The sequence below is a fragment of the Brucella tritici genome, from assembly GCF_008932285.1.
Classification (GTDB): domain Bacteria; phylum Pseudomonadota; class Alphaproteobacteria; order Rhizobiales; family Rhizobiaceae; genus Brucella; species Brucella tritici.
This window is the reverse complement of record NZ_WBVY01000003.1, coordinates 932,599-955,119: the sequence shown is the minus strand read 5'-3', so window position 1 is coordinate 955,119 and position 22,521 is coordinate 932,599. Positions and strand designations below refer to the sequence as shown.

The window sequence follows — 22,521 nt, the reverse complement described above, 5'->3', positions numbered from 1 at the left end:
TCCGCCGTCAAAACCTCGAATATCTGGGAATGATTCATATCGTCATTCATAGGACTCTCCGTATGATTCATACGGAAAATCGCCCATCACGCCGACTAATGATATGTGGGGTAGCCTTACCGCTTACAACAGAACTCACCGTAGCTGTTGATTTTCGCTAAGTGTGTTTCGGCGTGGAATATTGCCCCCTCTGCCGGGGTAATCGGCGTCCAACTTTGACCCCCGAGCAGTTTCGTCTGACCATCCGTCTTTTGGTGACGGATGGAGAGGGGTAATCCCCCCGTTTTTAACGGGGCTCGTCAGTAGAATTCACGCAGCCGCTTTTAGTTTCTGTGCGGGTGTGATGCCGCCGATGCCCATATTGGGCCGTTCGTTGTTGTAGGTCCAGAGCCATTGCGTGGCGAATTCCTGTGCCTCCTCGATACTTTCGATGGTGTGTTGGTCAAGCCATTCATGTCGCACGGTGCGATTGTAGCGCTCGACATAGGCATTCTGTTGCGGTTTTCCGGGTTGGATGTGGCATAAAGCAATTCCTTGCGTTTCGGCCCATTCCATCAGTTTGCCACTGACATATTCAGGCCCATTATCCACGCGAATGGCGAATGGTTTGCCGCGCCATTCGATGATCTGGTTCAGGCTGCGGATGACGCGTTCAGCAGGCAGCGAAAAATCCACCTCGATGCCCAGCCCCTCGCGGTTGAAGTCGTCCAGGACATTCAGCAGCCGGAATTGCCTGCCGTCTTCCAGGCGATCCGCCATGAAATCCATGGACCAGACCATGTTTGGCGCTTCGGGCACGGCCAGCGCATCGGGTTTGTCGCGCTTCAACCGCTTGCGTGGCTTGGTCCTGAGGTTCAATTCCAGCTCGCGGTATATGCGGTATATGCGCTTGTGGTTCCAGCGATGCCCCTGGACATTGCGCAGGTAAAGAAAACAAAGACCGAAGCCCCAGCACTTCTTCGCTCGCGTTAGCCCGATCAGCAGATCGGCGATCTGCTCGTTCTCTTCGTTCAGCCTGGCGCTGTAACGATAGCAGGTCTCGCTGACACCAAAGGTACGGCAGGCCAGTGCAATGCTGACGCCGCGTAACGCCACAGCTTTCCTGGCCATCTCCCGGCGTTGAGATGACCGCGTCATTTTTTTCCAAGAGCCTCTTTTAAAAGCTCTGCCTGCATGCTCATCTCGGCATACATCTTCTTGAGCCGACGGTTCTCATCCTCCAGAGCCTTCATCTGGCTGATCATCGACGCATCCATGCCACCATACCTGGCGCGCCACTTAATGGGATAGACTGTTCCCCACCCCGCATTCACACTGGTTGCGCCAACGAAGGAGGTTGTCATGGCAAACGTTGCGGTTCTGGGAATTGATATCGCCAAGAATGTGTTTCAGCTACATGGCGTAGACGCTGATGGTCAGGCTGTCCTGAAACGGCGCGTGATGCGCGATCAACTGCTGCAGGTGACCGAGGCTATGCCGCCTTGCCTGATCGGGATCGAAGCTTGCACGGGTGCCTTTCACTGGCAGCGGCATTTTGAGGCTCAAGGGCATACTGTGAAGATCATCGCACCGCAGTATGTGAAGCCGTTTTTAAAGGGCCAGAAGAATGACGGCAACGATGCTCAGGCAATATGTATTGCCGTTCAACAGCCACATATGCGTTTCGTGCCGAAGAAATCGATCATCCAGCAGGACATTCAGGGCCTCCACAGGGCTCGGCAGAGGTTGGTCAATCATCGTGTCGCCCTAATCTTTCAGATGCGGGGCTTGCTTCTCGAGCGCGGTGTAGCCATCGCAAAGTCGGTCTCGATTGCCCAGCGAACAATACCGGAGATCATAAACAATCCAACGATCGATATCACCGAGCTGACACGCGATATCATCGGCACCCTCCATGCTTTCCTGCTGCAGATCAATGAAAAGATCAGATACTTCGACAAGCAGATCGACGCCGTCTTCCGCGAGAGCGACGTCTGCCAGCGTATAGCGAAGATCCGTGGCGTCGGCCCTAAGACTGCAACGGCAGTCGTTGCCGCGGTTGGTGAAGGAGCCGACTTCAAGAATGGCCGGCACCTAGCAGCATGGATGGGCCTTGTGCCGCGACAACATTCCAGCGGCGATCGCCGCGTCTTGCTTGGAATCAGCAAGCGAGGCAGTCAGCATCTGCGAACACTTCTGGTCCATGGCGGACGGTCAGTGGTTCGGACAGCGCAACGGAAATCCGACCCTGCCAGTGAGTGGGTCAACGAGCTTAGGGAAAGGCGTGGTTACAACCGCGCAGCGGTTGCCGTCGCCAACAAGAACGCAAGGGTGATCTGGGCCTTGCTTCAGCACGGTGGTGAATACCGAGCCAATCCTTGAGAGCAGGCATGCGAATTGCAGTAAGCCCACGGTGAAGGCCGTCTTGCGATGGCGGCCTTCTGACTGCCAGTCCTAGTGGTAACACTAGGAGTAGTCATATGACGAAGTATCCAGTTGAGGTGATCACGTCCGTAGAGCGCCGTCGTCGTTGGTCACGCGAAGACAAAGAGCGCCTCGTCGCGGCCTGCTTTGAGGCGGACGCGGTGGTCTCCGAGATTGCCCGTGCGGCCGGTATCCATGTCAGCCAGTTGTTCCGTTGGCGCAAGGAGCTGTGCCGGATCGAGGAACCGAAGACCGAGACGGCAACCACGTTGGTACCGGTGATCGTGTCGGAGACCGCGCCGGCAGTCTCTCCCCTTCAACCGGAACCGCCCACCACATCCCATCCTCGTCGGAAGCGCAGCGATGTAACGATTGAGCTGGGTCGGGGCCGTCGTGTCCGCGTGGACAGCGATATCGACACGGATGCGCTTGGCCGGATTCTCGATTGCGTGCTGGGGCTGCGATGATTCCGGTTCCTGTTGGCGTGAAGGTCTGGTTGGCGACAGGCCATACCGATATGCGCAAAGGCTTCCCCGGTCTGTCCTTGATGGTGCAGGAGGCGCTGAAGCGCGACCCGATGTGCGGTCACCTGTTCGTATTCCGTGGCCGAGGCGGCGGCCTGATCAAGGTGATCTGGCATGACGGCCAGGGAGCCTGTTTGTTTACGAAGAAGCTGGAGCGCGGCCGCTTCATCTGGCCATCAGCGGCCGATGGCACGGTGGTGATCACGCCTGCGCAGCTCGGTTATCTGCTGGAAGGTATCGACTGGCGGATGCCGCAAAAGACCTGGCGGCCGACGTCGGCCGGATAAGCAAAAACACTGGAATGACAGGGTCGAATGTGATTCCATCCCGTCATGAGTAATGCGACCGAAGAGCTTCCGGACGACCTTGCCAGTGCGCTCGCACTGCTGGCCCAGGAACGCGTTCGACGGATCGCAGCCGAAGCAGAAGCGGCGACCGCCAAGGCAGAAGCCGCCAGTGCAAAGGCACTCGTATCGCATTCCGAGGCGCTGATCGCGCGGCTGAAGCTGGAGATCGACAAGGTTCGCCGTGAACTCTACGGCAGTCGGTCCGAGCGTAAGGCGCAGCTCCTTGAGCAGATGGAACTGCAGCTCGAGGAGTTGGAAGCGGACGCCGGTGAAGATGAATTGGCCGCGGAAATCGCAGCCAAAGCCTCAGCCGTCAAAGCCTGCGAGCGCAAGCGCCCATCACGCAAACCGTTTCCTGAACATCTGCCGCGCGAACGCATCATTGTCGCCGCTCCCACGAATTGCGCCTGCTGCGGATCGGCTAAACTGTCAAAGCTCGGTGAGGACATTACCGAGACCCTGGAGGTCGTTCCGCGCCATTGGAAGGTTATCCAGACGGTGCGAGAGAAGTTCACCTGCCGCGAGTGCGAGAAGATTACGCAGCCACCAGCATCCTTCCATGTGACGCCCCGCGGTTTTGCAGGGCCGAACCTGCTGGCGATGATCCTGTTCGAGAAGTTTGCCCAGCACCAGCCGCTCAATCGCCAGAGCGAGCGCTACACCCGCGAGGGCGTCGACCTCAGCTTATCGACGCTGGCCGATCAGGTTGGAGCATGTGCCGCGGCATTGAAGCCCATTCACTCCCTGATCGAGGCGCATGTCCTTGCTGCCGAACGTCTGCATGGTGATGACACAACCGTGCCGATCCTGGCCAAGGGAAAGACCGATACCGGTCGCATATGGACCTATGTCCGGGATGACCGACCATTCGGCGGGCTCTCACCGCCGGCCGCCCTTTATTATGCCTCGCGGGATCGACGGCAGGAGCATCCGGAGCGCCACCTGAAGACCTTCACCGGCATTCTGCAGGCGGACGCCTATGGCGGCTATAATCCGCTGTTCAAGGTTGATCGCGATCCCGATCCGCTGACCCAGGCACTCTGTTGGGCACACTCGCGGCGCAAGTTTTTCGTGCTCGCCGACATTGCCGCAAACGCCAAGCGTGGAAAGAACGCCGCGCCGATCTCACCCATGGCGCTCGAAGCTGTCAAACGGATCGACGGCCTGTTTGATATCGAGCGGGAGATCAACGCGCTTACGGCCGATCAACGCCTGGATCGTCGCCGCAAGGAAAGCCGGCCGCTCGTTGATGATCTTCAGGCCTGGCTTCAAACCGAGCGGGCAAAACTCTCACGCAGTTCCCCGGTCGCCGAGGCGATTGATTACATGCTCAAGCGATGGGACGGCTTCACGTCATTCCTGGACGACGGCCGGATTTGCCTGACGAACAACGCCGCCGAGCGAGCGCTCAGAGGCTTTGCGCTCGGCAGAAAGTCGTGGCTCTTCGCCGGATCAGACCGCGGTGCAGATCGTGCAGCCTTCATGGCCACGCTAATCATGACGGCAAAGCTCAACGACATCGATCCCCAGGCGTGGCTTGCCGATGTCCTTGCCCGTATCGCGGACACGCCGATGACCAAGCTGGAGCAACTGCTTCCTTGGAATTGGACGCCTCCGACAGTCAACGCTCAAGCGGCCTGACCTGCGGCCTCCAGCGTACACATCGCGTCAGAAACAGGAGATTAAATTGTCAAACTTAACACTTCAACAATCCTCTTCGAGGCGTTCCCATCTCCATATGGCGATACGCCACGAGCCATCTCGTCATAAGCGAACGAGTTATCTAAAAGGTTCTGAGCTTCGCTTACAATCTTTCTGAAGTCCGTTCCGACGAGCTTTACAACGCCATCCGTCACGGCTTCAGGTCGCTCAGTTTCTTGCCGTAAAACGAGAACCGGCTTCCCAAGCGCAGGCGCCTCCTCTTGAACGCCCCCCGAATCGCTAATAATGAAATGGGCTCGTTTCATAGCCGCTACAAACGGAGCATAATCTAAGGGATCGCATAACACGACATTGGGCACGTTACCTAACAATTCTTCTGCAACGTGTTTTACATTTGGATTAGGATGAACAGGATACAAAATACACACGTCGGGATTGTCCACTGCCAATTTCTTAATTGCTGAACACACTCTTTTAATTGGCTCGCCGAAGTTCTCGCGGCGGTGAGAAGTAACTAAAACCAGGCGGCGATGCTCCGGAAGTGAAATACCAAGATCAATATTTCGTTCCGCCATCATCAGCAAAGTATCTATAACTGTATTTCCCGTAACAGTTATTGCTGACTCTTCAATATTTTCAGCAAGTAGATTTGCTTTTGAACTTTCTGTAGGAGCAAAATGCCATCTAGCTATACGCGCAGTTAAAGCGCGATTGGCCTCCTCTGGAAAGGGGTTTTGTATATCTCCAGTTCGCAACCCCGCTTCCACATGTCCTACTGGTATGTGACGATAGAACGCAGCTAAGGTTGCAGCCATAACAGTGGTCGTGTCGCCTTGTACTAATACCACATCTGGCTTTTCTTCATCTAATATTTGCCCAACACCTGTCAATAAACGTGCAGTCAGATCCGTTAGATTTTGGTTTGGACGCATCACATTGAGATCGTAATCCGGAACGATGTTAAAGAATCCGAGTACTTGATCCAACATTGCCCGGTGCTGGGCCGTAGCCAAAACTCTAACCTCGGCCCATCCTGCAGACCTAAGAGCAAGGATGACCGGGACCATTTTTATAGCTTCCGGTCGCGTTCCCACAACACAAAGAATTTTTTTCATAGCAGCAACTCCCACTTTCTATAATTGGGGATGAGATAAATCTTCAAAGTGGTGATGTGCAGAAAACTGGCATTTCTTTGCTGGATCCTTCACTTTCTAGATATGTATGCGCAACATCAAGAGCTTCCGCAATCGTCACATGCATGTCGAGATAACGATAAGTGCCTAGACGTCCCATAAACGTCATTTTCTTTTCCTGATTTGCACGAGCTACATAGCGTTGCAACTGAGCCTTCTCTTGTACCAACCTTATGGGATAATAGGGTATGTCAGCAGCGCCACACAGTCGGCTGTACTCCTTGTATATGAGCGTGCTCGCATGATCCTCCCACGGAGAAAAATGTTTATGTTCCGAAATCCTAGTCCAAGGAACTTCTACATCTCCATAATTAATGACAGCATTTCCTTGATAGTCCCCAGTATGACGCTCTTCCACAAAATCAAGCGTGCGATAGCCGAGCCTTCCCTCATTGAAATCGTACCAACCATCGATAGGCCCCGAATAGAACAGATGGTCGTACTGCTCCTTGATTTCGGAGGAAACGGAAGTGTTTAGATAAACTTCAATCGCGGGGTGATCCAACATCTTTTCAATAATATGCGTATATCCATGTCTGGGCATACCTTGATAAACACTGGAATAATAGTTGTCGTCATAGTTGAAACGAACTGGGAGGCGTTTCAAAATACTAGCGGGCAGTTCAGACGGCTGAACTCCCCATTGTTTCACTGTATAACCGTGAAAAAAGGCTTCATAGAGGTCTTTACCCACGAAGCGTAATGCCTGCTCTTCAAATGTTTTAGGCTCAGAAATTGATCGATCACTCACTGTGTCGATAAATGCGCGGGCTTCACTTGGTGAAAACGTCTTTCCGAAAAACTGATTAATAGTAAGGAGGTTGATCGGCAATGAAAAAACTCGTCCTCCCGTAATCGCCTTCACCCGATTGATAAACGGGACAAACTCGTCAAACCTATTCACATAATCCCACACCTCGAGGTTGCTGGTATGAAAAATGTGCGGGCCATATTTATGCACGAGGACACCAGTTTCTGCGTCCCGAACAGTATGGCAATTGCCAGCTACATGAGAGCGCGCCTCGAATACATCTATTGAATACTTACCTGTCTTCGCCAGCTCATGGGCGACCACAGCACCAGAGAAGCCGGCACCCGCTATGGCAATTTTCTTCACAGATCAAGCTTCCTTATATTACGCGAAAATAATTATTAAGTTCCGTGAAGAACCTGCGGTCTTCGCGTTTCCACCAAGTCATAAGTTCCACTCTAAAACCATGATCATCACTATGGTCAAGATAAAACCAGCTGTGATGAAACGCGATATTTAATATATATTCCTTCCTTATCTCACTATCTGGCAACTCTTCATATAATTTTATAATGTTACTTAAAACTCGCCGATTGTCAGGCTCTCGCTTTCTGACTATGGCTGGATCGACAGACTGCCCCGGCCTACCGATATAGTAACGATAAAGTATTCCATTGTCATAAAATACATTTTTCACGTATTTTTGTGGGAATGAAATATACTCTTGATCCACATAAAATGATTTTTCTGTAATCCTCACATCATATCTCTTAAGGATGTCCGTCTTGTAAGTTATCGCATGCATATGCATATACGACGTACTCGTCGTATCTCTCATCAGCGCCCGATAAAACTTGTCAGCGGAATATTCGCTTTCGTTCAATCGATCTGAATACGAAACCACACTTCCGTCTCCGTTGTCGTAGGTGCGTACATAATTGGTAACGACCATATCGGCATCGTGATTCTCAAGAAAAACCATATGCCTAACAAGATCGAGAGGATCTAACCAATCGTCCGCATCTACAATTTTAAAATACCGACCGCTAGCAATTGCGATCCCTGTATTGATACATGAGCCATGGCCCCCATTTTCCTTATCGACGACCGTAACAGTGTTTGGATAAAGTCTCTCATATTCGCGAGCAATTTCCAGCGACCTATCCTTAGAGCCGTCGTTGACAATGATGATCTCTAGTCGATCTAGCTGTGACGGCGGTAGCATACTGTCAAGACAACGTGGAAGGAGTGCTTCCATGTTATAGGTAGGTATAACTATCGATAATAGCTTATCTGAGTGGCGTGGATTGCGATCCATCATCGCGGCTTCTATTACGCCCCCGCGAGCAGACCAAGTGTTCGACTCCGCATCCGCGCGCAATTGCGCCATATACTCCTCGTCGCCCCTCAGTATCAAAGCTTTGTTCACACATGCAACAAACTCTTCAGCGGTTTCTGCATTCAGACAAGACTTATACTTTCTGCATTCCTGCATCCCGCTCGCCACGACAGGAATGCCTTGGGCCATATATTCGAACATCTTCACAGGGGAAACCGACTTCGTCAATTCGTACTCGCGGAAGGGCACCAAACCGACTTCAAAAAAACGGGAAAAATACTTCAGGTTCTGGTATTTTTGAGCAGGCAATATGCGAACGTTTGGAAGCTCGGATATCCTGCTCTGAGCAAACGCACCCTTTCCCCAATCATAATCATAGCCGATCATGACAATGATAACGTCGGGCCTAGCGTTCGATAAAGCCTTTATAAAATCATAATTCATCCATACCGCGAAACTTCCATAATACCCAATAATAGGCTTTTCTTCCGCCAGAATAGATTTCATCTCGTCCGGAATAGGAGGATTCTCTTCAAGTATCCAGTCTTCCAACCTAACGCCATTAGGCGCACATATCACATTCTTACTACGATATACGGTTGCCTTATTATACAAATTATCAGCAGACGTTAATAATAATATCTCCTCGTCACGAAGAATATACTCGTGCCTTAAGAGACAAAAGTCTGATAGTGCTGGGTTAATTTCTTTGGAAATTTCATCCAAAAAATCATAAACGAAAAGATAACCAAGTGATTTGAGCCTCTCTATATCGTCAAGAGTAGTTCCGGGCTCAGTACCTACCAAATGATAAAATAGAGGTGCGCGCGCCTCCACTGCTAGAAGCGATATAATAGCGGCCCACATATTTCTGTTATCAAAATTTACAAGAAAAAGATTTTCTTTGTCCGCATCTCGCTTTATGCTGTCAGTATAGTCATTGTCGTAAGAAGAGTTCATCGCGCATATAACGAGGTACCCGCGCTCCATAAGATAGTCTGCAATGTGATGATGTCTTTGCTTGAAAACTTCATGCCACCCCATGCAGCACGACCCCATTATGAAGACGCCTTGGAAATCTCTCCCCCTCAAATCTCTTAAGAGCTCCGAGAACCTCGTATCGGAACGAAGATCCAACAACTCCTGTTCATTTTGAACAACTTCAAAAGCAGACGCTCGCCTTAAATAACTTTTCGTTCTTTCAACGGCAGCCGTTATACCGTCTTGACGCACGTGGCCTACAAAACGTTTTACCTTACGCGCATCAGCATAAGCCAATGATTGAGAGAGAAATGTCCCACTACGATAAATCTTCTTTACCGCATTCAGTAATCTTGAGTTGTCTGGTAGCCATCTACTACGAGCCGCATGGAGCTTGCTCGCATAGCGCCACCCGCGTGACGACTTGATTTGATTCAGCTCATGCCAAGCTTGATGAAGCTCATACTTATAGCGCTCCATCTGCTCAGACAACCTTTGCTGTTCAATTGCTCTTGTCGCAGAGGTCTTACTCATTTGCAGTGCGTCACGTTTTAGCTTCAGCAGACTTGCGGATAGATCAGCTTCCCTCGTTAACCCATCCTGAATTTCTACTTCAAGAGAAGAAATTCGACTCTTCTTTTCATCAAGCTCCAGCCAACGTTCGTCAAAAATACTTATATCCGCCAACGTCGGCTTAACATCTTCAATGAACTCCTGTTGAGCGTAAACCAGAAAAATCTGCAATCCGGGCCAGTAGCTCACCGCCCTCTTCTCAGAATCAATTACTTGAGAATGAGCTAATACAAACCCATTTCCCGGCGCAAACTCCAGGTTGGACGCCTGAAAGGTGTAGTGATGCTCTTCGTGACGGACGAACTCTCTAAAAGGAATCTGGATTATTACGCACTTGCGCGCAACCTTAAAAAGCCTCTGAAGGACGTTATATGGTTCATGGAAATGTTCAAGTGTGTTAGAAGAGAAGACAATATCGAAAGCTTTCTCCGGAGCCTCCCCCCCGACCCAGTCTTCAACTAGAAACCTGATGTGGGAGTATCTTTCTTTAGCCACCTTGATAGCTTCGGATGAAAAGTCGACCCCCGTCAATAGCTGTGACGGAAACATTCGTGCGAGTATTTCAGTACCATCGCCCTCAGCACAACCCCAGTCACATACTGTAAGCTGCTTTGAACGAGCCTCATGCTGTAGCCACTTTGGCATACACTCCAATGCAATTTCTGCAAAATAGCGCGATTGTTCGTGCCCCAATTTCTCGTCCCAATTATCCAAGAAGCGTTGATCCCAATATTCTTTACTGTTAACGTCAAATTCTTTCATGGGCGTCACTCACTTCTCGCTTAATCTCGGGATGAAAAACCCCAAATAGTTGCTCATCAGCAATTGAAGAGAAATAATGGGCCCCTTCCAAATATTCATAATATTGAAAGGTTGCAGAAGATCTATCTTCAACGGCAGCAACCATCAAGAAGTTCCCCGTTGTAAGAGGGTTTTTAAATCGAAACTTCACCACAAACTTCTTACCACTTTCGGCTTCAAATCTAAACCGCTCGCGATCCGCCGTAGACGCGACTATCAGATCATTTCCCTTTAGGTCCTTTATCGAAAAAGCAACGGCTAGTTTTTGCCGTTCGATACGATTGGATAAATTAACTTCAATTCGAGCCTCGACCTCTTGCCCCAATTGAAATGACTCTCGTCTGTTACCCTGCTGATCAAACAGGCCAGCGCTTTGTATACAACCAACATGCGACCCCCAATGCGTAACAGGCTTACCATCGTACTTCACTACGCTCGTTGCTACATCCCCGCGAGAGTTCAATACCGCTCCCCCCCTGTTTAGGTCAACATTGTCCTTCTCTCCATCAAGCATGAATTCCATAAATCTTCCGGTTACTGGAAATACGTCTCCATCTTCCACCAGTTTACCTTCGTGGATCCAGATCGCCCGATCACATAGCGTCCTTACCGCTGTCACATCATGACTGACAAACAAGATGGTCGCGCCACTATTCTGGATATCTCGAATACGATGCATGCATTTCGCAACAAAACGTGCATCGCCAACTGCAAGCGCTTCATCAATGATCAAGATTTCCGGATCAACATTAATAGCCACAGAAAAGCCTAACCTAGCTTGCATACCACTAGAGTATGTTTTTACTGGCTGGTGTATAAATTCCCCCAACTCCGAGAAAGCAACAATATCCTCAATTCTGCGCTCCATCTCTTTTGGCGATATGCCCAGAATCGCTCCGTTAAGCATGATGTTTTCCAGACCCGAAAATTCGGGATTGAATCCCGCGCCCAGCTCAAGTAGCGCAGCAATACGTCCCATCGTAGTCAGAGTTCCTACAGTCGGCTGAACTGTGCCACAAATAGCCTGTAAAAGCGTCGACTTTCCGCTGCCATTCCGGCCAATTATTCCGACAGTTTCGCCCTTTGTAATCTTGAAGCTAACGTCGTTGAGAGCCCAGAATTCTCTATAGAATCGCTTTCTGCCCCGATAAAGCATTTGCAGGAGACGATCTTTCGGACGGTCGTAAATCTCGTAGCGCTTACCAACGCTACTTAGTTTTATCGCATCACTAGAGCACATCCGCGAATCCTTTGCGCGTCTTTTGAAACCACGCCAGCCCACACGACGCAAAAATTATCGATCCCAGCATCAAAGCCGAGATAGCTTTCCAATCAAGATCCCCGCCGAAGACCAATACAGTCCGAGCCTGCTCAATCACAAGAGTTAATGGATTTAGATGCAGGAGGGCTTGGAACTCAGGCGGAAGCGCACTTACCGGATAGAATATAGGTGATAAAAACATCACAACTGTAGTTAAAGGCCCAACAACTTGAGCCAAATCACGCAGATAAACGCCTAATGCAGATAAAAACCACGACAACCCTAATGATAAGATACACACTGGGGCAAGCACTATTGGAAAATACAAAATTTCCAAATGAGGGACACCGAAGAACACCGCGTACACCAACAGCCAAACAAAGAAACTCATCAACATATGGAATAGAGATGATAAAAGTATTACGACAGGAAATACCTCAAGAGGAAAAATAATTTTTTTCACAAAATTTGTATTATACACAATTATAGTCGGGGATTTAATTATGACCTCCGAAACAAGATTAAATATCAAAAGGCCGACAAAAAGAACTATGGCAAACTCCACGCGTGAAGAATCGCCAGCGCCCCAGCGAGCCTTAAACACCACACTAAAAACGAATGTATACACAAGTAGCAATATTAGCGGATTAATTACAGACCAAAGAACCCCCAAAAAAGAGGACTGGTATCGCCCAATAATTTCTCGTTTAGCGAGAGAAATTATCAATTGACGATGATGCCATATAGAACGCATCCCATCCGCAACTGAATTTGGCACTTAGCTTCCTTGTACAAAGTTTTCGAATCGCCCGTACAATAACCGGAATTACGTCAATTAAAAGTCCGTCCTTTCGGCCCATTTTAGCGATTACCCTCACGAAACCTGACCGTTTTACCCAGCCTGTAGAAACGGCTGAATGCGCGCATATCTTCTTTCGGTTTCGATGTACCGGAGTTCGAGGGTAATGCCATTTGGCACGATACGTCCCAGACGCGAATGAGCAATAAATGCGCCCACAAAGCATGTTGTGCCCGACGATCAGAATCTCAGTTGTCGATCAATGGTGCGTCCTCCAGTTGGCTTTGGTGCGGGTTCTCGCCGCTCAGCAGACGCTCGAGATCACGAACGAGGGCTTTGAGGGTTTCGATCTCCGTTGCCAGCCTTTGCCGGTTGAATTGCCATCGAGTGCAATGATTGCCATGAGATATTCTTTTCATGCGATATGAGGGATATGCGGAATCGTTCGCGCCCGAGTTGACAAGCGCGTTTGAATGGTTCTGGTTTGCTCGTTCAATCGGGCGTCAGTTCGGGACGACGGATTAGGTCGGGCCGGATGCGTTCGTCTCGTGAGAGCTGTTATCCGCTACGCTCACCGAGACATGACTGTTCTGCGGATCCGGTCTCCCGGATGGCATCGTCAAGAATGGCGGTGACCGCGTCGCCTTCCAGGACGCCATGTTCGAGCAACGTCCCAGCAAGCGTCCCGGGCGCTGCTGCGTAACGGACAAGTTCGTGAAGGGCAATTTCATAAGCTTTTTTGCGTCCGCTCATTGACGTGTTTCGTTACAGGATGGTTTGCATGGACCAGTTCCCGTCGTGTCAGACCGTCGAAAAACAGCAACGGCCGCCCCCTGGAAAAGCCGAATGTCGTTTCCATTACCAGCGCCAGATCGGTGGCATTCGCCAGATAGCTACCGGGCCGCATCCCGGAGCCGACAGAGATATCTCCAAGGACAAGCTCTTCCGCCGCCCTCCTCGCCAGCATCACGGCAAGATTGTCTTCGCAATCCTTCTCCAGCGGAACCAGCTCGCGACGTTCCGTTGCCGAACCGAGCCTCACCGGCTCCTCAATGCTAAGCGTGAGTGGCTGCGGCTGCGGCTGCGGCTGCGGCTGCGGCTGCGGCTGCGGCTGCGGAATGATGTCCGATGAAGATACCACACCACAACCGAAGCAATTGGCTCGGGGCGAACAAGGATCGGTTCAATCTATTCGTCAGGATAATCGATGAGATAGCGATCATCGGTATTGAGCAAAACGTCAGCACGCGCTTTGAAATACTCAGCCTTGGCCTTTTCGAGATTAAGAATTGAATAGGGCAGGCGGTGCTCTTGCATGAGAGCGCGCATTTCGTCGATGAAGCGCGAATTTTCTGCGTCCTCGCGTTCACCACGATAAGATGTCGCGATACCTTGATGGAGGCTCTGCGGGAAATGCGCCTGCTCTAGAAAGAGCCAACCCTTGCAACTTTCTTCTTCAAACAAGACCCGGCAGGTGCCGAATTTTTCCAGAAGCCTCAAGCCCACCCGACTTCCAAATGGGTAGTCAGATTATCGATATGATGGAAACCCATCGGCGTATGTTGGCCTGAAAATTGTAGCTTCTCCATGTGATCATTCATCCGCGCGATTTCGGATTGGAACGATGCTTCGAGAGCTTCTGTCGACATCAATACACTTCGCGGGTTTTCAACAATTTCATAAAGCATAAGATTGAGCTTGCAGGCCATGTAGCCTGCTTGTCGATGATCAGATTGTTTGAGGCTGAAAGCAAGGTGACACGAACCAATATTGCGTCCGAGATGTACCGGAAGGCGCGCGCGCCGGTAAAAAATATTTCCGCGCCGTTGAAGATTCTGAACCTGATGTCTGATTGCCATGCTGGACTCGCCGTTTGGAGCACAAGACAAACCGACCAAGGCAAATCGGCATGTGTCATAGCTCGGTGCTACAGTTAAGTGCACATCTAGCGAATTGAAAAAAGTTTAATGATGCTCATCTGGAAAATATTAAGTAAAATCAATAAGCGATTGATTTTACACATAATTTATGGCTGGGGCGCCTGGATTCGAACCAGGGAATGGCGGTACCAAAAACCGCTGCCTTACCGCTTGGCTACGCCCCAACAAATCAAACCGAAGCAATCGGTTGCGCGGCCTTATAGCCGCTTCGAAACCCGAGCGCAATCGCCTAATCGCGAAATCCCGTTCATGATTACAGGCCCTGTGAACAACGTTTTCAACCGCATATCATCGCTCCTCGTTCCCTAAAACAAAACCGCTGATTTGCGTCCAGCTTCAAAGCTGCTACTTCCTACGGAAGAGTGTATTTTCGGTATTCACTATGCTGTTTTTGTTGATTACGTTTCTCGTCAGCGCTGCGTTGTGCGGCATCGGTCTCTATCTGTTAAACCGGCTCCTGCCCGAGCGCTTTCTCGCGGCTCGCATGAGTTCGCGTTCCAACCATACGACGGTAGCGCGGCAGATCGGTGGATTGGTACTTATTCCCGCAATTATCGCAACGCTGTTGATCTTTGCGCCGGATCTGGAAATCAACGCATTTCTGGCGCTTTGCCTTTCCGGGGCCTCGCTGCTGCTCTGGATTGTCGGCGGACTGGATGACCACTATGAACTTTCAGAGATCATCAGACTGGGATCGCAGTTCATTGCCGCCGGACTGGTTGTCTACGGCCTGGGCCCGGATTTCCGGTTGCTGCCGGACCTCCTGCCCTACTGGCTGGAGGCAACTCTCATTGTCTTCGCGCTGGTGGTGGCCATCAATGTGACTAACTTCATGGACGGTCTCGATCTCATGACTGCCGCAGGCGTAGGGATTCCGCTGGCGGGGATCGGCACTCTGGCCGCCCTTGGCCTTGCCGGGCTCGAAAGTGGCGGTATCGGCATCATCGCGGCAGGTGGAGTGCTGGGCTTTGCCCTGTTCAACCGTCCACCAGCAACGATCTTTCTGGGTGACTCTGGAAGTCTGCCACTTGGCCTGATCACAGGAACAGCGCTAATCCTGCTCGCACGGGAAACGCATATCGCCGTCGCGCTGATCCTGCCGCTCTATTATATTCTCGACGCAGGCACGACCATCGTGATGCGGTTAAGCCAAGGCGAGAACATCCTGAAAGCGCATTCCAAACATGCCTATCAGACGGCGAAGCGCTCAGGCTGGAGCGTGCTCAAGGTCGTCGGCCATGTGGCGCTTCTGAACATGATCCTCATTGCCTGTGCCATAGCGTTGCTCGCTCTCGATCACACAATTACCCAGATCGCGTTCCTGCTTGTAGCCATTGTCGCGACGCTGGTTCTGCTGCTGGATTTTCGCGGGCGCTTCAGGAAGTTATAACGTCGAACAGCACCTTGCGAACGGCATCGATATCGCCGCTTTCCATGGCAACACGGAGAGCCGTAAGACTTGCCGGAACATCCACCGCAGCCTTGTTGCCCTGCGGGGCGCGCATGATCTTGGGATGGCGGGTCGGCTTTGCCTGTGAAGGATCGTAGAAGAGCTCTTCATACATCTTCTCGCCTTCACGAATCCCTGTCGTCTCAATTGCAATATCGCCGTGCGGATTCTCGTTGCTTCGAACGGTTAGCCCTGCCAGCAGGATCATGTTCTCGGCCAGATCTCGGATCTTTACCGGTTCGCCCATTTCGAGCAGAACCGTATCGCCCGACGCGGCGATGCCACCAGATTGCACGATAAGCTCGGCAGCTTCCTTGATCGACATGAAGTAGCGGGTCATGTCCTCATGCGTCAGCGTAATCGGACCACCACCGGCAATCTGCTCACGGAAAAGCGGGACGACAGAACCGTTCGACCCCAGCACATTGCCAAAACGGACAGAATAGAACGCCTTCTTCTTTCCCGATCGCTCGGCCAGCAAACCGCAATAATAGACGACCAGCTCAGCCCAGCGTTTGGTTGCGCCCATCACATTCGTCGGTCGCACTGCCTTGTCGGACGAGATGAGGACCATGCGTTCAACATCGGTATTGAGAGCGGCCTGCGCCACTTCCAGCGTGCCGAACACATTGTTGAATATACCGACCAGCGGGTTTTTCTCGACAAGCGGCACATGCTTGTACGCTGCACAATGATAGACCGTATCGACATTGTTGTCGCGAATGGCTTTCTCGACGCAGTCCCGGTTGCTGACCGTCCCAAGGATCGGCACAATCTCGCAACTGGCGATCTGCCTGAGCTGCCTCTCAATATTGTAAAGTGCGAATTCACTCGACTCGAACAAAACGATGCAGGCCGGGTTCCATTGTGAAATGGTACGGCAAAGCTGGCTGCCAATCGAGCCGCCCGCACCCGTCACCATAATGCGCCGGCCTTCGACCACTTCTCGCAACAAGGCCGCATCAGGCGGCACGGGCGAACGCCCAAGCAGATCATCGATCTCGACATTACGTAGCGAGCTGACCAGATATTTCCCAGCCGTCAGATCTGCGATCGGCGGAAGAATACGAGTATTGACCGGAAGGCGCCCCAAAAGCCGCGCGAAATCCTGACGCTGTTTCTGTTCCAGCGCCGGTTCCGATACCACCACCTGCTTGATACCGTAATTTTCGATCAAAACGGGAATGTCTTCCACGCCATAGACCCGCAGCCCGATAATATCCATTCCATTAAGCTGGCCATCGGGATCGACGAAGCCGACGACCAGAGTGTCGCTATGGCTACGGAGCGCCGTCGCGAGCTGGCGGGCGGGCTCGCCCACGCCGATAATCAGTGCTGAACTCGTATAACGTTTGTCCGACTCGGAACTACGCAAAAGCCATTTCGCACCGAAACGGCTGGCAGCGATGAATACAGTGCTCAAAAGCCAGTAAAGCAACGGAACAGAGCGCGGCAGACCGGCACTGCCGTAGAGTTCCATCAGGAAAACGAGCGCGACCCAGAAAAGCGCGGCGATGGCGGTAGCCTGAAAGATCGGCCAGATTGCACGTTCAGCCAGATAACGGATGATGGCGCGGTAGAGTCCGAAGCGAATGAAAACCGGAATTGCCAGAACGGGCGCGATGAAAATAAGAAACGTCTGCCCTTCGTTCGGCACGAAAACGAAGCCGAGACGGATGACAAAGGCCAGATAAGCACTCAACAACAGCAGGACACAGTCGCTCAGCATCAGAATGATCTGTTTGCTGGCGCGGGGCAAAAGCGCCAATCTCTGCCATGGATATTTCAAACTCATACGCGTGTTATCCCGCTCTCCGCCGGAGAGAAATACCGGAACGATTCCAGCGCCATAAGGCTATTTATACTACTAATGGGGATTAAAGCTTAGTCAATCCCTTCGCGGCGTGCTGCACGCCGTAGCTGCGAAGCATTCTAATTTCTCGCCACCGTTAACATGAGTCCTCCGGAAGGACTATATCAATTGCCGTTTCAGGCGCTTAACAAACATCTTTTGGCAAAATTACGGCTCGTAGACCGTCCGCGGCAACTGTAAGCGGCCAATCCGCCGCATTTGTTGTCAGGCAATTATGGTGTTGGTGCGAATGCTGCGCCAATTGGTGCCATCAGAATAGGCCATCTCAGTACCGGATGGAGCGTTGGTCACGAAGACCATTGCGCCTGCGCCGTGAATTGCGGGAAAGGGCAGCATCGAGACGGTATAGGATGCAGAACGTATAGGACCATCAACATCAAGCCGCGTCTGCGGCCAGATCGAACCGACTGCAACATTGCCGGTCGCGTGATCGATCCGGATTGCCTCCCGCCATTGTCCGGTATCGCTGCTTACCTTCACGCTGAAATCATTACTGCCGTTCCCCCCCTTTCGGCGAAGCCGGTCCAGTTGGTCTGATACAGAAGGCTTGCCGTATCGGTCACCGCCTGCTTATTCACCTTCACCTGATGCCCTGCACCGGCATGGTTGAACAGGCTGGCATCCGACGAGATGGCCGGCCGGTTAACCGCATCGGCAGTGGCATGAACGCCCAGCATGGATAGGGAAGGTTTTCCGGAACCGACGAAACGCCCTTCCAGAGTATGCCGTCGAAAACCAGCAACAAAGCTTCGTCCTCGACATAGGCCTGCCAGCCGATAGCAGGCATCACGAAGAGCCACCCGCCATCAATGAAAGAGGCAATTGCGCCGCCTTTTCCTGCCCATGCCCCGGCAGGCGCCGCAGCCACGAGATAGCGATCGCCGCTGGCAGGTGTTTCGGGCGCTTCAGCTCGATTCCGTGATTTGACGCTCAGATGCACAACAGCATCGAGCAGCCGCAAGGCCTCATTGTGGGTGACATGTTTCTGCGCCTGACTGGGCAGAATATAGGGCATTTTCAGATTTGGGGTTTGGTCCATGAACAGCTCCTCGCAGTGGATAATGCGAGGAGTCTAGTTCGTCTGCCCGAAAAGAGGATAAGTCTGGATCAGCTTCCGCGATAGGTGGAATAGGACCACGGGCTGACAAGCAGCGGCACATGGTAGTTTCCATCAACATCGGCGATTGCAAAGCGGATCGGAATTAGGTCGAGAAACGGCGGATTGGCTTGTTCCGCACCGCGTCCCTCAAAATATTCAGCAACATGGAACTGCAACTCGTAAGTGCCGGTACGCAATTCATCACCGGAAAGCAGAGGCGCGTCCGTGCGTCCGTCGAGATTGGTCACCGTCCGCTTGATGAGTTCAGAAGCGCCGTTTGCGGCAATACGATAAAGCTCAATGCGCATCGCCGCCGCTGGACTGCCGTGGACAGTGTCGAGAACATGTGTGGAAAGTTTACCCATAATATCCCTCGATAAAGCTCAGGCAGGTTGCGTCGTTTCAATGCGGTATGCGCTATCGGAGAAGAAAAACTCCTCCAGATTGTCTTCCTTGCCTGCCCGGTCGACAATCAGAAAATCGGATTTCTGCTCAAGCGCCAGTAGCGGGTGGTGCCACACATTGCGCAGATAATTGACACCCTGATCACCGCGCGCAAGGAAAACACGCGGACGTGCAGGCTTGCCTCCGTCATCCTCGGCGACGACCACAAGGAACGGCCTGCCGTTCAATGGAACGAATGCCTGCGAGCCGAAAGGATGACGTTCCATCATGACGATATCGATTGGCGCTTCGAACGATTGTCCGCGGAAAATATTGACGAGAACCTTTGCTTCAGTGCCAGCGGCTTGGACACGCGCGAGATCGTGGTATCGCTCGGTCGTTCCGTTATTGATCAGACGAAGCTCAGCTCCTTCTGTCTCGATGACATCGCCAAATGGCGCAAAAGCGTCTTTTGTCAGCGGCTCGACCACCAGAGTTTCGACGTGCAAATCATCCTCCCCGTAAAAGCAGATTTCTTATAACGACAAAGCTTGTTGAAGAGGTCTCTGTCAATTGCGAAGCAGTTTCAACCGAAACAAGAAAAAGCCGGGCCAACGACCCGGCTTTCAACATGCAGAACCGATAAAAATTCAGCGCTTCAAAAGTGACATCACCGCAGGGACACCGCATGCGGCAAGTGCGAGTTTCACGAGATCGCCGACGATAAAGGCACCGAACCCGAAGGCAATCGCCTTTTCCAGACCGAAAAGATAAGCCATCCAGCCTGCACCCATCAAAAGAATGACGGCTTCTGCGAGTAGCATTGCACCGCCGAGAGCAAGAGGGTTACGCGCCAGTCCATTGTCGGCAGCACGTCCGACGATCCAGGCAGCGGCAAGGTAGGAGAGCAGATAACCACCTGTCGGACCAACCATATAGGCAAGGCCGATGCCCTTCTCCGGCGTTCCGGTGAAAACCGGCATGCCAAGCGCACCTTCGAGCAGATAAAGAGCGACAGTCGCCACGGCGAGCCGCGAACCGTAAAGCGCTGAAATTGCAAAGAGAGCGAAGGTCTGCATCGTCACATTGACGTAGGCCAGATCGACTTTGATCTTGGCAGAAATGGTGAGAACAGCCGTTCCGATCAGCGCAAGCCCGACAAACCAGAAAGCACGGGACAGTTGTCTGGTCGGCAGATATTCTGCTGCGAGAGAGGCGGTGGCGACGCGAGACTTTGCTCTATGAGGCATATCCAACTCCACTTTTGACGCGGCGACAGACACCGGGATGTGAAATTCTCCGGAACTGCCCGCTGACGCGATTGTCAGCCCGCGTGACTGTTCACGTTTGCAACCCGACTATATAAGGCCTATGCCGTTTCATCAATCAAACCAAAGAAGAATGGAAGTCGCTTCAATGGCGCTTGTTTTCGACAGCAGTTTCACGCCCCAATATGGGAAGCCGGTTGAACTGAGTAAAGGCATTTTGCGCCTCACCGTCAATAATCCGAGCGCTTTCACCTTTCACGGCACCAACAGCTATCTTATCGGCACGGATACGCTGGCGATCATAGATCCCGGCCCTGAAGATGAGGCGCATTACAACGCCTTGATCGCAGCCATTGCCGGTCGTCCGGTCAGCCATATCTTCGTCAGCCACACCCATCGCGATCATTCACCTTTGGCTCAGCGTCTGAAGGAAAGCCTTGGCGCTCGCACCGTTGCCGAGGGACCGCATCGCCCTGCCCGCCCCTATTATGCGGGCGAAACAAACATGCTTGAGGCAAGTGCCGATATGGAGTTCGTTCCGGATATTGCACTGACCGACGGAAGCACGATCGAAGGTGATGGCTGGGCTCTGGAAGGAATTCACACTCCCGGACATACCGCCAATCATATGGCGTTCGGCCTGAAGGGAACCGGCATTCTTTTCTCCGCAGACCATGTCATGGCTTGGGCGACGTCCATCGTCGCACCGCCGGACGGCTCGATGAATGACTACATGGTCTCGCTTGAAAAACTGCTGGCACGCGACGACAAGGTCTATCTGCCGGGGCATGGCGGCGCCGTGACCAAGCCTGCCGCCTTCGTTCGTGGCCTGCGTGCCCATCGCAAGATGCGTGAACGTGCCATTTTAGAGCGTGTTCTACAGGGGGACCAGACAATCGGCGACATGGTGAAAGTGATTTATCGCGAGACTGATCCGCGATTGCACGGTGCGGCAGCGCTGTCCGTGCTCGCACATCTGGAAGATCTGGTTGGACGTGGCGAGGTCACGACCGATGGCCACCCATCGCTCGACAGTATCTATCTTCCCGGCTGATTAATCCACGTCCGCTGGAGCCTTGTTGACCTCGCCTTCCAGCGCGCCCAGAAAATCGGTAATGAAGCCGGCATTCTGCCCCATATCGCGCTTGCCATAGCGTGACAGCGAGCGCACATCGACATAGGTGGTTTCGCCTTCGTCGAGCAGGCGGATGACGATATCGCTTTTCAGACCCAGTATGAAACTATGCGCGGTCACGGCAAATCGCGTCGCGTTCTGTTCCGGCGAAGACGCATTGCGCGCGATCTCCTGCCACCCGAAAGTCCTCAGAACCGTCTCGACCCCCTGCGCAACGCGGTCCGGTGCAGCTTCATAGCGGCGTCCGACCACATCGGGATAGGCGGTCAACTGGGTCAGCGCATCGCCACTCACGGCCACGGTCAGCGGATTCATCCATTGCAGGCGTGGTGGCGTATTGGACGGGAATTGCGGCGGCGTCTCGAAATCCGTGGATATGTCGTAGAGGGGTGGAGAGAGATACCACAGTGCCGTGACCAGTCCGACTGGAAGCAGCACGGCAAAAGCGAATATGCCGCCCCAGAAGGAGCGTGCGCCGCCCTTGTCGCCATTGACCCAGAGATTGCGAAAACCTTTAGCCGAGCAAAGAAGGGCCAGAGCGGCAAGACCAGTGCTCAATCCGGCAAGCAGCACCAGATCCGGTGTCTCCAGTGTCCAGAAGCGATGCAGAAGAAAGGCCATCGCAAGCAGCACGAGCGCAAAGATGCCAAGCCGAAGCGCCCACACTGCAGAGCGCGACTGACGCCGCTGGTAGCGAAGTTTTCTCATGCAGTCTCCGAGAACATTTCCAGCTTATAC

General features: G+C 52.3%; 20 protein-coding genes, 1 tRNA gene and 2 pseudogenes. 6 read left to right on the top strand and 17 right to left on the bottom strand.

What is annotated here, in order from left to right; all coding sequences use genetic code 11:
• Positions 1-309: 309 nt before the first annotated feature.
• Positions 310-1,280, bottom strand: a pseudogene (locus F9K94_RS14415) (IS3 family transposase); the annotation flags it as partial.
• Positions 1,281-1,341: 61 nt separating this feature from the next.
• Here F9K94_RS14415 and F9K94_RS14410 point away from each other — a divergent pair.
• The 4 genes from F9K94_RS14410 (at position 1,342) to tnpC (ending at position 4,915) form a co-directional block, all read left to right on the top strand.
• The gene (locus F9K94_RS14410; RefSeq protein ID WP_151646395.1) at positions 1,342-2,361 is read left to right on the top strand and encodes an IS110 family RNA-guided transposase; all 1,020 of its coding nucleotides are present in this window, start codon (positions 1,342-1,344) and stop codon (positions 2,359-2,361) included.
• A 98-nt stretch (positions 2,362-2,459) separates the two neighbouring features.
• Positions 2,460-2,870: an IS66-like element accessory protein TnpA gene (gene tnpA, locus F9K94_RS14405; RefSeq protein ID WP_105529435.1), complete on the top strand. Its 411-nt coding sequence runs from the start codon at positions 2,460-2,462 to the stop codon at positions 2,868-2,870.
• On the top strand, positions 2,867-3,214 hold the full coding sequence (gene tnpB / locus F9K94_RS14400) for an IS66 family insertion sequence element accessory protein TnpB (protein ID WP_044459718.1): 348 nt from the start codon (positions 2,867-2,869) through the stop codon (positions 3,212-3,214). The genes tnpA and tnpB overlap by 4 nt, the downstream gene beginning before the upstream one ends.
• A 45-nt stretch (positions 3,215-3,259) precedes the next feature.
• On the top strand, positions 3,260-4,915 hold the full coding sequence (gene tnpC, locus F9K94_RS14395) for an IS66 family transposase (RefSeq protein WP_151646393.1): 1,656 nt from the start codon (positions 3,260-3,262) through the stop codon (positions 4,913-4,915).
• A 41-nt stretch (positions 4,916-4,956) separates the two neighbouring features.
• Here tnpC and wecB read toward each other — a convergent pair whose 3' ends face one another.
• From wecB to F9K94_RS14340, 10 genes are all read right to left on the bottom strand, one after another.
• Complete coding sequence (gene wecB / locus F9K94_RS14390; RefSeq protein ID WP_151646391.1) at positions 4,957-6,051, bottom strand: non-hydrolyzing UDP-N-acetylglucosamine 2-epimerase; 1,095 nt, start codon at positions 6,049-6,051, stop codon at positions 4,957-4,959.
• 43 nt (positions 6,052-6,094) lie between these two features.
• A complete protein-coding gene (glf, locus tag F9K94_RS14385; RefSeq protein ID WP_151646389.1) occupies positions 6,095-7,246 on the bottom strand; it encodes a UDP-galactopyranose mutase in 1,152 nt (383 codons plus the stop codon).
• 13 nt (positions 7,247-7,259) lie between these two features.
• Complete coding sequence (locus F9K94_RS14380; protein WP_151646387.1) at positions 7,260-10,535, bottom strand: glycosyltransferase; 3,276 nt, start codon at positions 10,533-10,535, stop codon at positions 7,260-7,262.
• A complete protein-coding gene (locus F9K94_RS14375; RefSeq protein WP_151646385.1) occupies positions 10,522-11,814 on the bottom strand; it encodes an ABC transporter ATP-binding protein in 1,293 nt (430 codons plus the stop codon). The genes F9K94_RS14380 and F9K94_RS14375 overlap by 14 nt, the downstream gene beginning before the upstream one ends.
• Positions 11,804-12,613, bottom strand: a complete 810-nt coding sequence (locus F9K94_RS14370; RefSeq protein WP_235920625.1) for an ABC transporter permease — start codon at positions 12,611-12,613, stop codon at positions 11,804-11,806. The genes F9K94_RS14375 and F9K94_RS14370 overlap by 11 nt, the downstream gene beginning before the upstream one ends.
• A gap of 579 nt (positions 12,614-13,192) precedes the next feature.
• Positions 13,193-13,387: a hypothetical protein gene (locus tag F9K94_RS14360; protein WP_151646383.1), complete on the bottom strand. Its 195-nt coding sequence runs from the start codon at positions 13,385-13,387 to the stop codon at positions 13,193-13,195.
• Complete coding sequence (locus F9K94_RS14355) at positions 13,362-13,775, bottom strand: M41 family metallopeptidase (protein WP_151646381.1); 414 nt, start codon at positions 13,773-13,775, stop codon at positions 13,362-13,364. Before F9K94_RS14355 ends, F9K94_RS14360 begins: the two co-directional genes overlap by 26 nt.
• Before the next feature lie 47 nt (positions 13,776-13,822).
• Entirely contained in the window at positions 13,823-14,098 is a 276-nt protein-coding gene (locus F9K94_RS14350) for a hypothetical protein (RefSeq protein WP_151646379.1), read from the bottom strand.
• A gap of 32 nt (positions 14,099-14,130) precedes the next feature.
• Positions 14,131-14,493, bottom strand: coding sequence for a DUF6538 domain-containing protein (locus tag F9K94_RS24430; RefSeq protein ID WP_192799503.1), 363 nt, complete (start codon positions 14,491-14,493; stop codon positions 14,131-14,133).
• Positions 14,494-14,663: 170 nt separating this feature from the next.
• A tRNA-Gln gene (locus F9K94_RS14340) sits at positions 14,664-14,738 on the bottom strand.
• A gap of 218 nt (positions 14,739-14,956) precedes the next feature.
• Between F9K94_RS14340 and F9K94_RS14335 the strand changes: the two genes are divergently transcribed.
• A complete protein-coding gene (locus F9K94_RS14335) occupies positions 14,957-15,964 on the top strand; it encodes an MraY family glycosyltransferase (RefSeq protein WP_151646377.1) in 1,008 nt (335 codons plus the stop codon).
• Here the strand turns inward: F9K94_RS14335 and F9K94_RS14330 are convergent.
• The 5 genes and pseudogenes from F9K94_RS14330 to F9K94_RS14310 all read right to left on the bottom strand — a co-directional run bounded on the left by F9K94_RS14330 (position 15,951) and on the right by F9K94_RS14310 (position 20,630).
• Positions 15,951-17,819: a polysaccharide biosynthesis protein gene (locus F9K94_RS14330; protein WP_151646375.1), complete on the bottom strand. Its 1,869-nt coding sequence runs from the start codon at positions 17,817-17,819 to the stop codon at positions 15,951-15,953. The genes F9K94_RS14335 and F9K94_RS14330 overlap by 14 nt on opposite strands.
• 282 nt (positions 17,820-18,101) lie before the next feature.
• Positions 18,102-18,936 (bottom strand): annotated as a pseudogene (locus F9K94_RS14325) (DUF2793 domain-containing protein).
• Between the two features lie 68 nt (positions 18,937-19,004).
• Positions 19,005-19,361: a hydroxyisourate hydrolase gene (gene uraH / locus F9K94_RS14320; protein WP_151646373.1), complete on the bottom strand. Its 357-nt coding sequence runs from the start codon at positions 19,359-19,361 to the stop codon at positions 19,005-19,007.
• Positions 19,362-19,379: 18 nt separating this feature from the next.
• Positions 19,380-19,889, bottom strand: coding sequence for an ureidoglycolate lyase (locus tag F9K94_RS14315; RefSeq protein ID WP_151646371.1), 510 nt, complete (start codon positions 19,887-19,889; stop codon positions 19,380-19,382).
• Between the two features lie 141 nt (positions 19,890-20,030).
• Positions 20,031-20,630, bottom strand: a complete 600-nt coding sequence (locus tag F9K94_RS14310; protein WP_151646369.1) for a biotin transporter BioY — start codon at positions 20,628-20,630, stop codon at positions 20,031-20,033.
• A 166-nt stretch (positions 20,631-20,796) separates the two neighbouring features.
• Between F9K94_RS14310 and F9K94_RS14305 the strand changes: the two genes are divergently transcribed.
• Positions 20,797-21,702: an MBL fold metallo-hydrolase gene (locus F9K94_RS14305; protein WP_151646366.1), complete on the top strand. Its 906-nt coding sequence runs from the start codon at positions 20,797-20,799 to the stop codon at positions 21,700-21,702.
• Here F9K94_RS14305 and F9K94_RS14300 read toward each other — a convergent pair whose 3' ends face one another.
• A complete protein-coding gene (locus F9K94_RS14300; RefSeq protein ID WP_151646364.1) occupies positions 21,703-22,491 on the bottom strand; it encodes a DUF1499 domain-containing protein in 789 nt (262 codons plus the stop codon). It lies immediately after the preceding gene.
• Between the last annotated feature and the right edge of the window lie 30 nt (positions 22,492-22,521).

Bases quoted from the DNA above. Each gene is read 5' to 3' on its own strand.
- F9K94_RS14330 (WP_151646375.1), bottom strand. From the start codon at position 17,819: ATGAGTTTGAAATATCCATGGCAGAGATTGGCGCTTTTGCCCCGCGCC.
- F9K94_RS14375 (WP_151646385.1), bottom strand. From the start codon at position 11,814: ATGTGCTCTAGTGATGCGATAAAACTAAGTAGCGTTGGTAAGCGCTAC.
- F9K94_RS14380 (WP_151646387.1), bottom strand. From the start codon at position 10,535: ATGAAAGAATTTGACGTTAACAGTAAAGAATATTGGGATCAACGCTTC.
- uraH (WP_151646373.1), bottom strand. From the start codon at position 19,361: ATGGGTAAACTTTCCACACATGTTCTCGACACTGTCCACGGCAGTCCA.
- tnpC (WP_151646393.1), top strand. From the start codon at position 3,260: ATGAGTAATGCGACCGAAGAGCTTCCGGACGACCTTGCCAGTGCGCTC.
- F9K94_RS14305 (WP_151646366.1), top strand. From the start codon at position 20,797: ATGGCGCTTGTTTTCGACAGCAGTTTCACGCCCCAATATGGGAAGCCG.
- wecB (WP_151646391.1), bottom strand. From the start codon at position 6,051: ATGAAAAAAATTCTTTGTGTTGTGGGAACGCGACCGGAAGCTATAAAA.
- F9K94_RS14335 (WP_151646377.1), top strand. From the start codon at position 14,957: ATGCTGTTTTTGTTGATTACGTTTCTCGTCAGCGCTGCGTTGTGCGGC.
- F9K94_RS14410 (WP_151646395.1), top strand. From the start codon at position 1,342: ATGGCAAACGTTGCGGTTCTGGGAATTGATATCGCCAAGAATGTGTTT.
- tnpA (WP_105529435.1), top strand. From the start codon at position 2,460: ATGACGAAGTATCCAGTTGAGGTGATCACGTCCGTAGAGCGCCGTCGT.
- F9K94_RS14300 (WP_151646364.1), bottom strand. From the start codon at position 22,491: ATGAGAAAACTTCGCTACCAGCGGCGTCAGTCGCGCTCTGCAGTGTGG.
- F9K94_RS14360 (WP_151646383.1), bottom strand. From the start codon at position 13,387: ATGAGCGGACGCAAAAAAGCTTATGAAATTGCCCTTCACGAACTTGTC.
- F9K94_RS14310 (WP_151646369.1), bottom strand. From the start codon at position 20,630: ATGCCTCATAGAGCAAAGTCTCGCGTCGCCACCGCCTCTCTCGCAGCA.
- tnpB (WP_044459718.1), top strand. From the start codon at position 2,867: ATGATTCCGGTTCCTGTTGGCGTGAAGGTCTGGTTGGCGACAGGCCAT.
- F9K94_RS24430 (WP_192799503.1), bottom strand. From the start codon at position 14,493: ATGGCAATCAGACATCAGGTTCAGAATCTTCAACGGCGCGGAAATATT.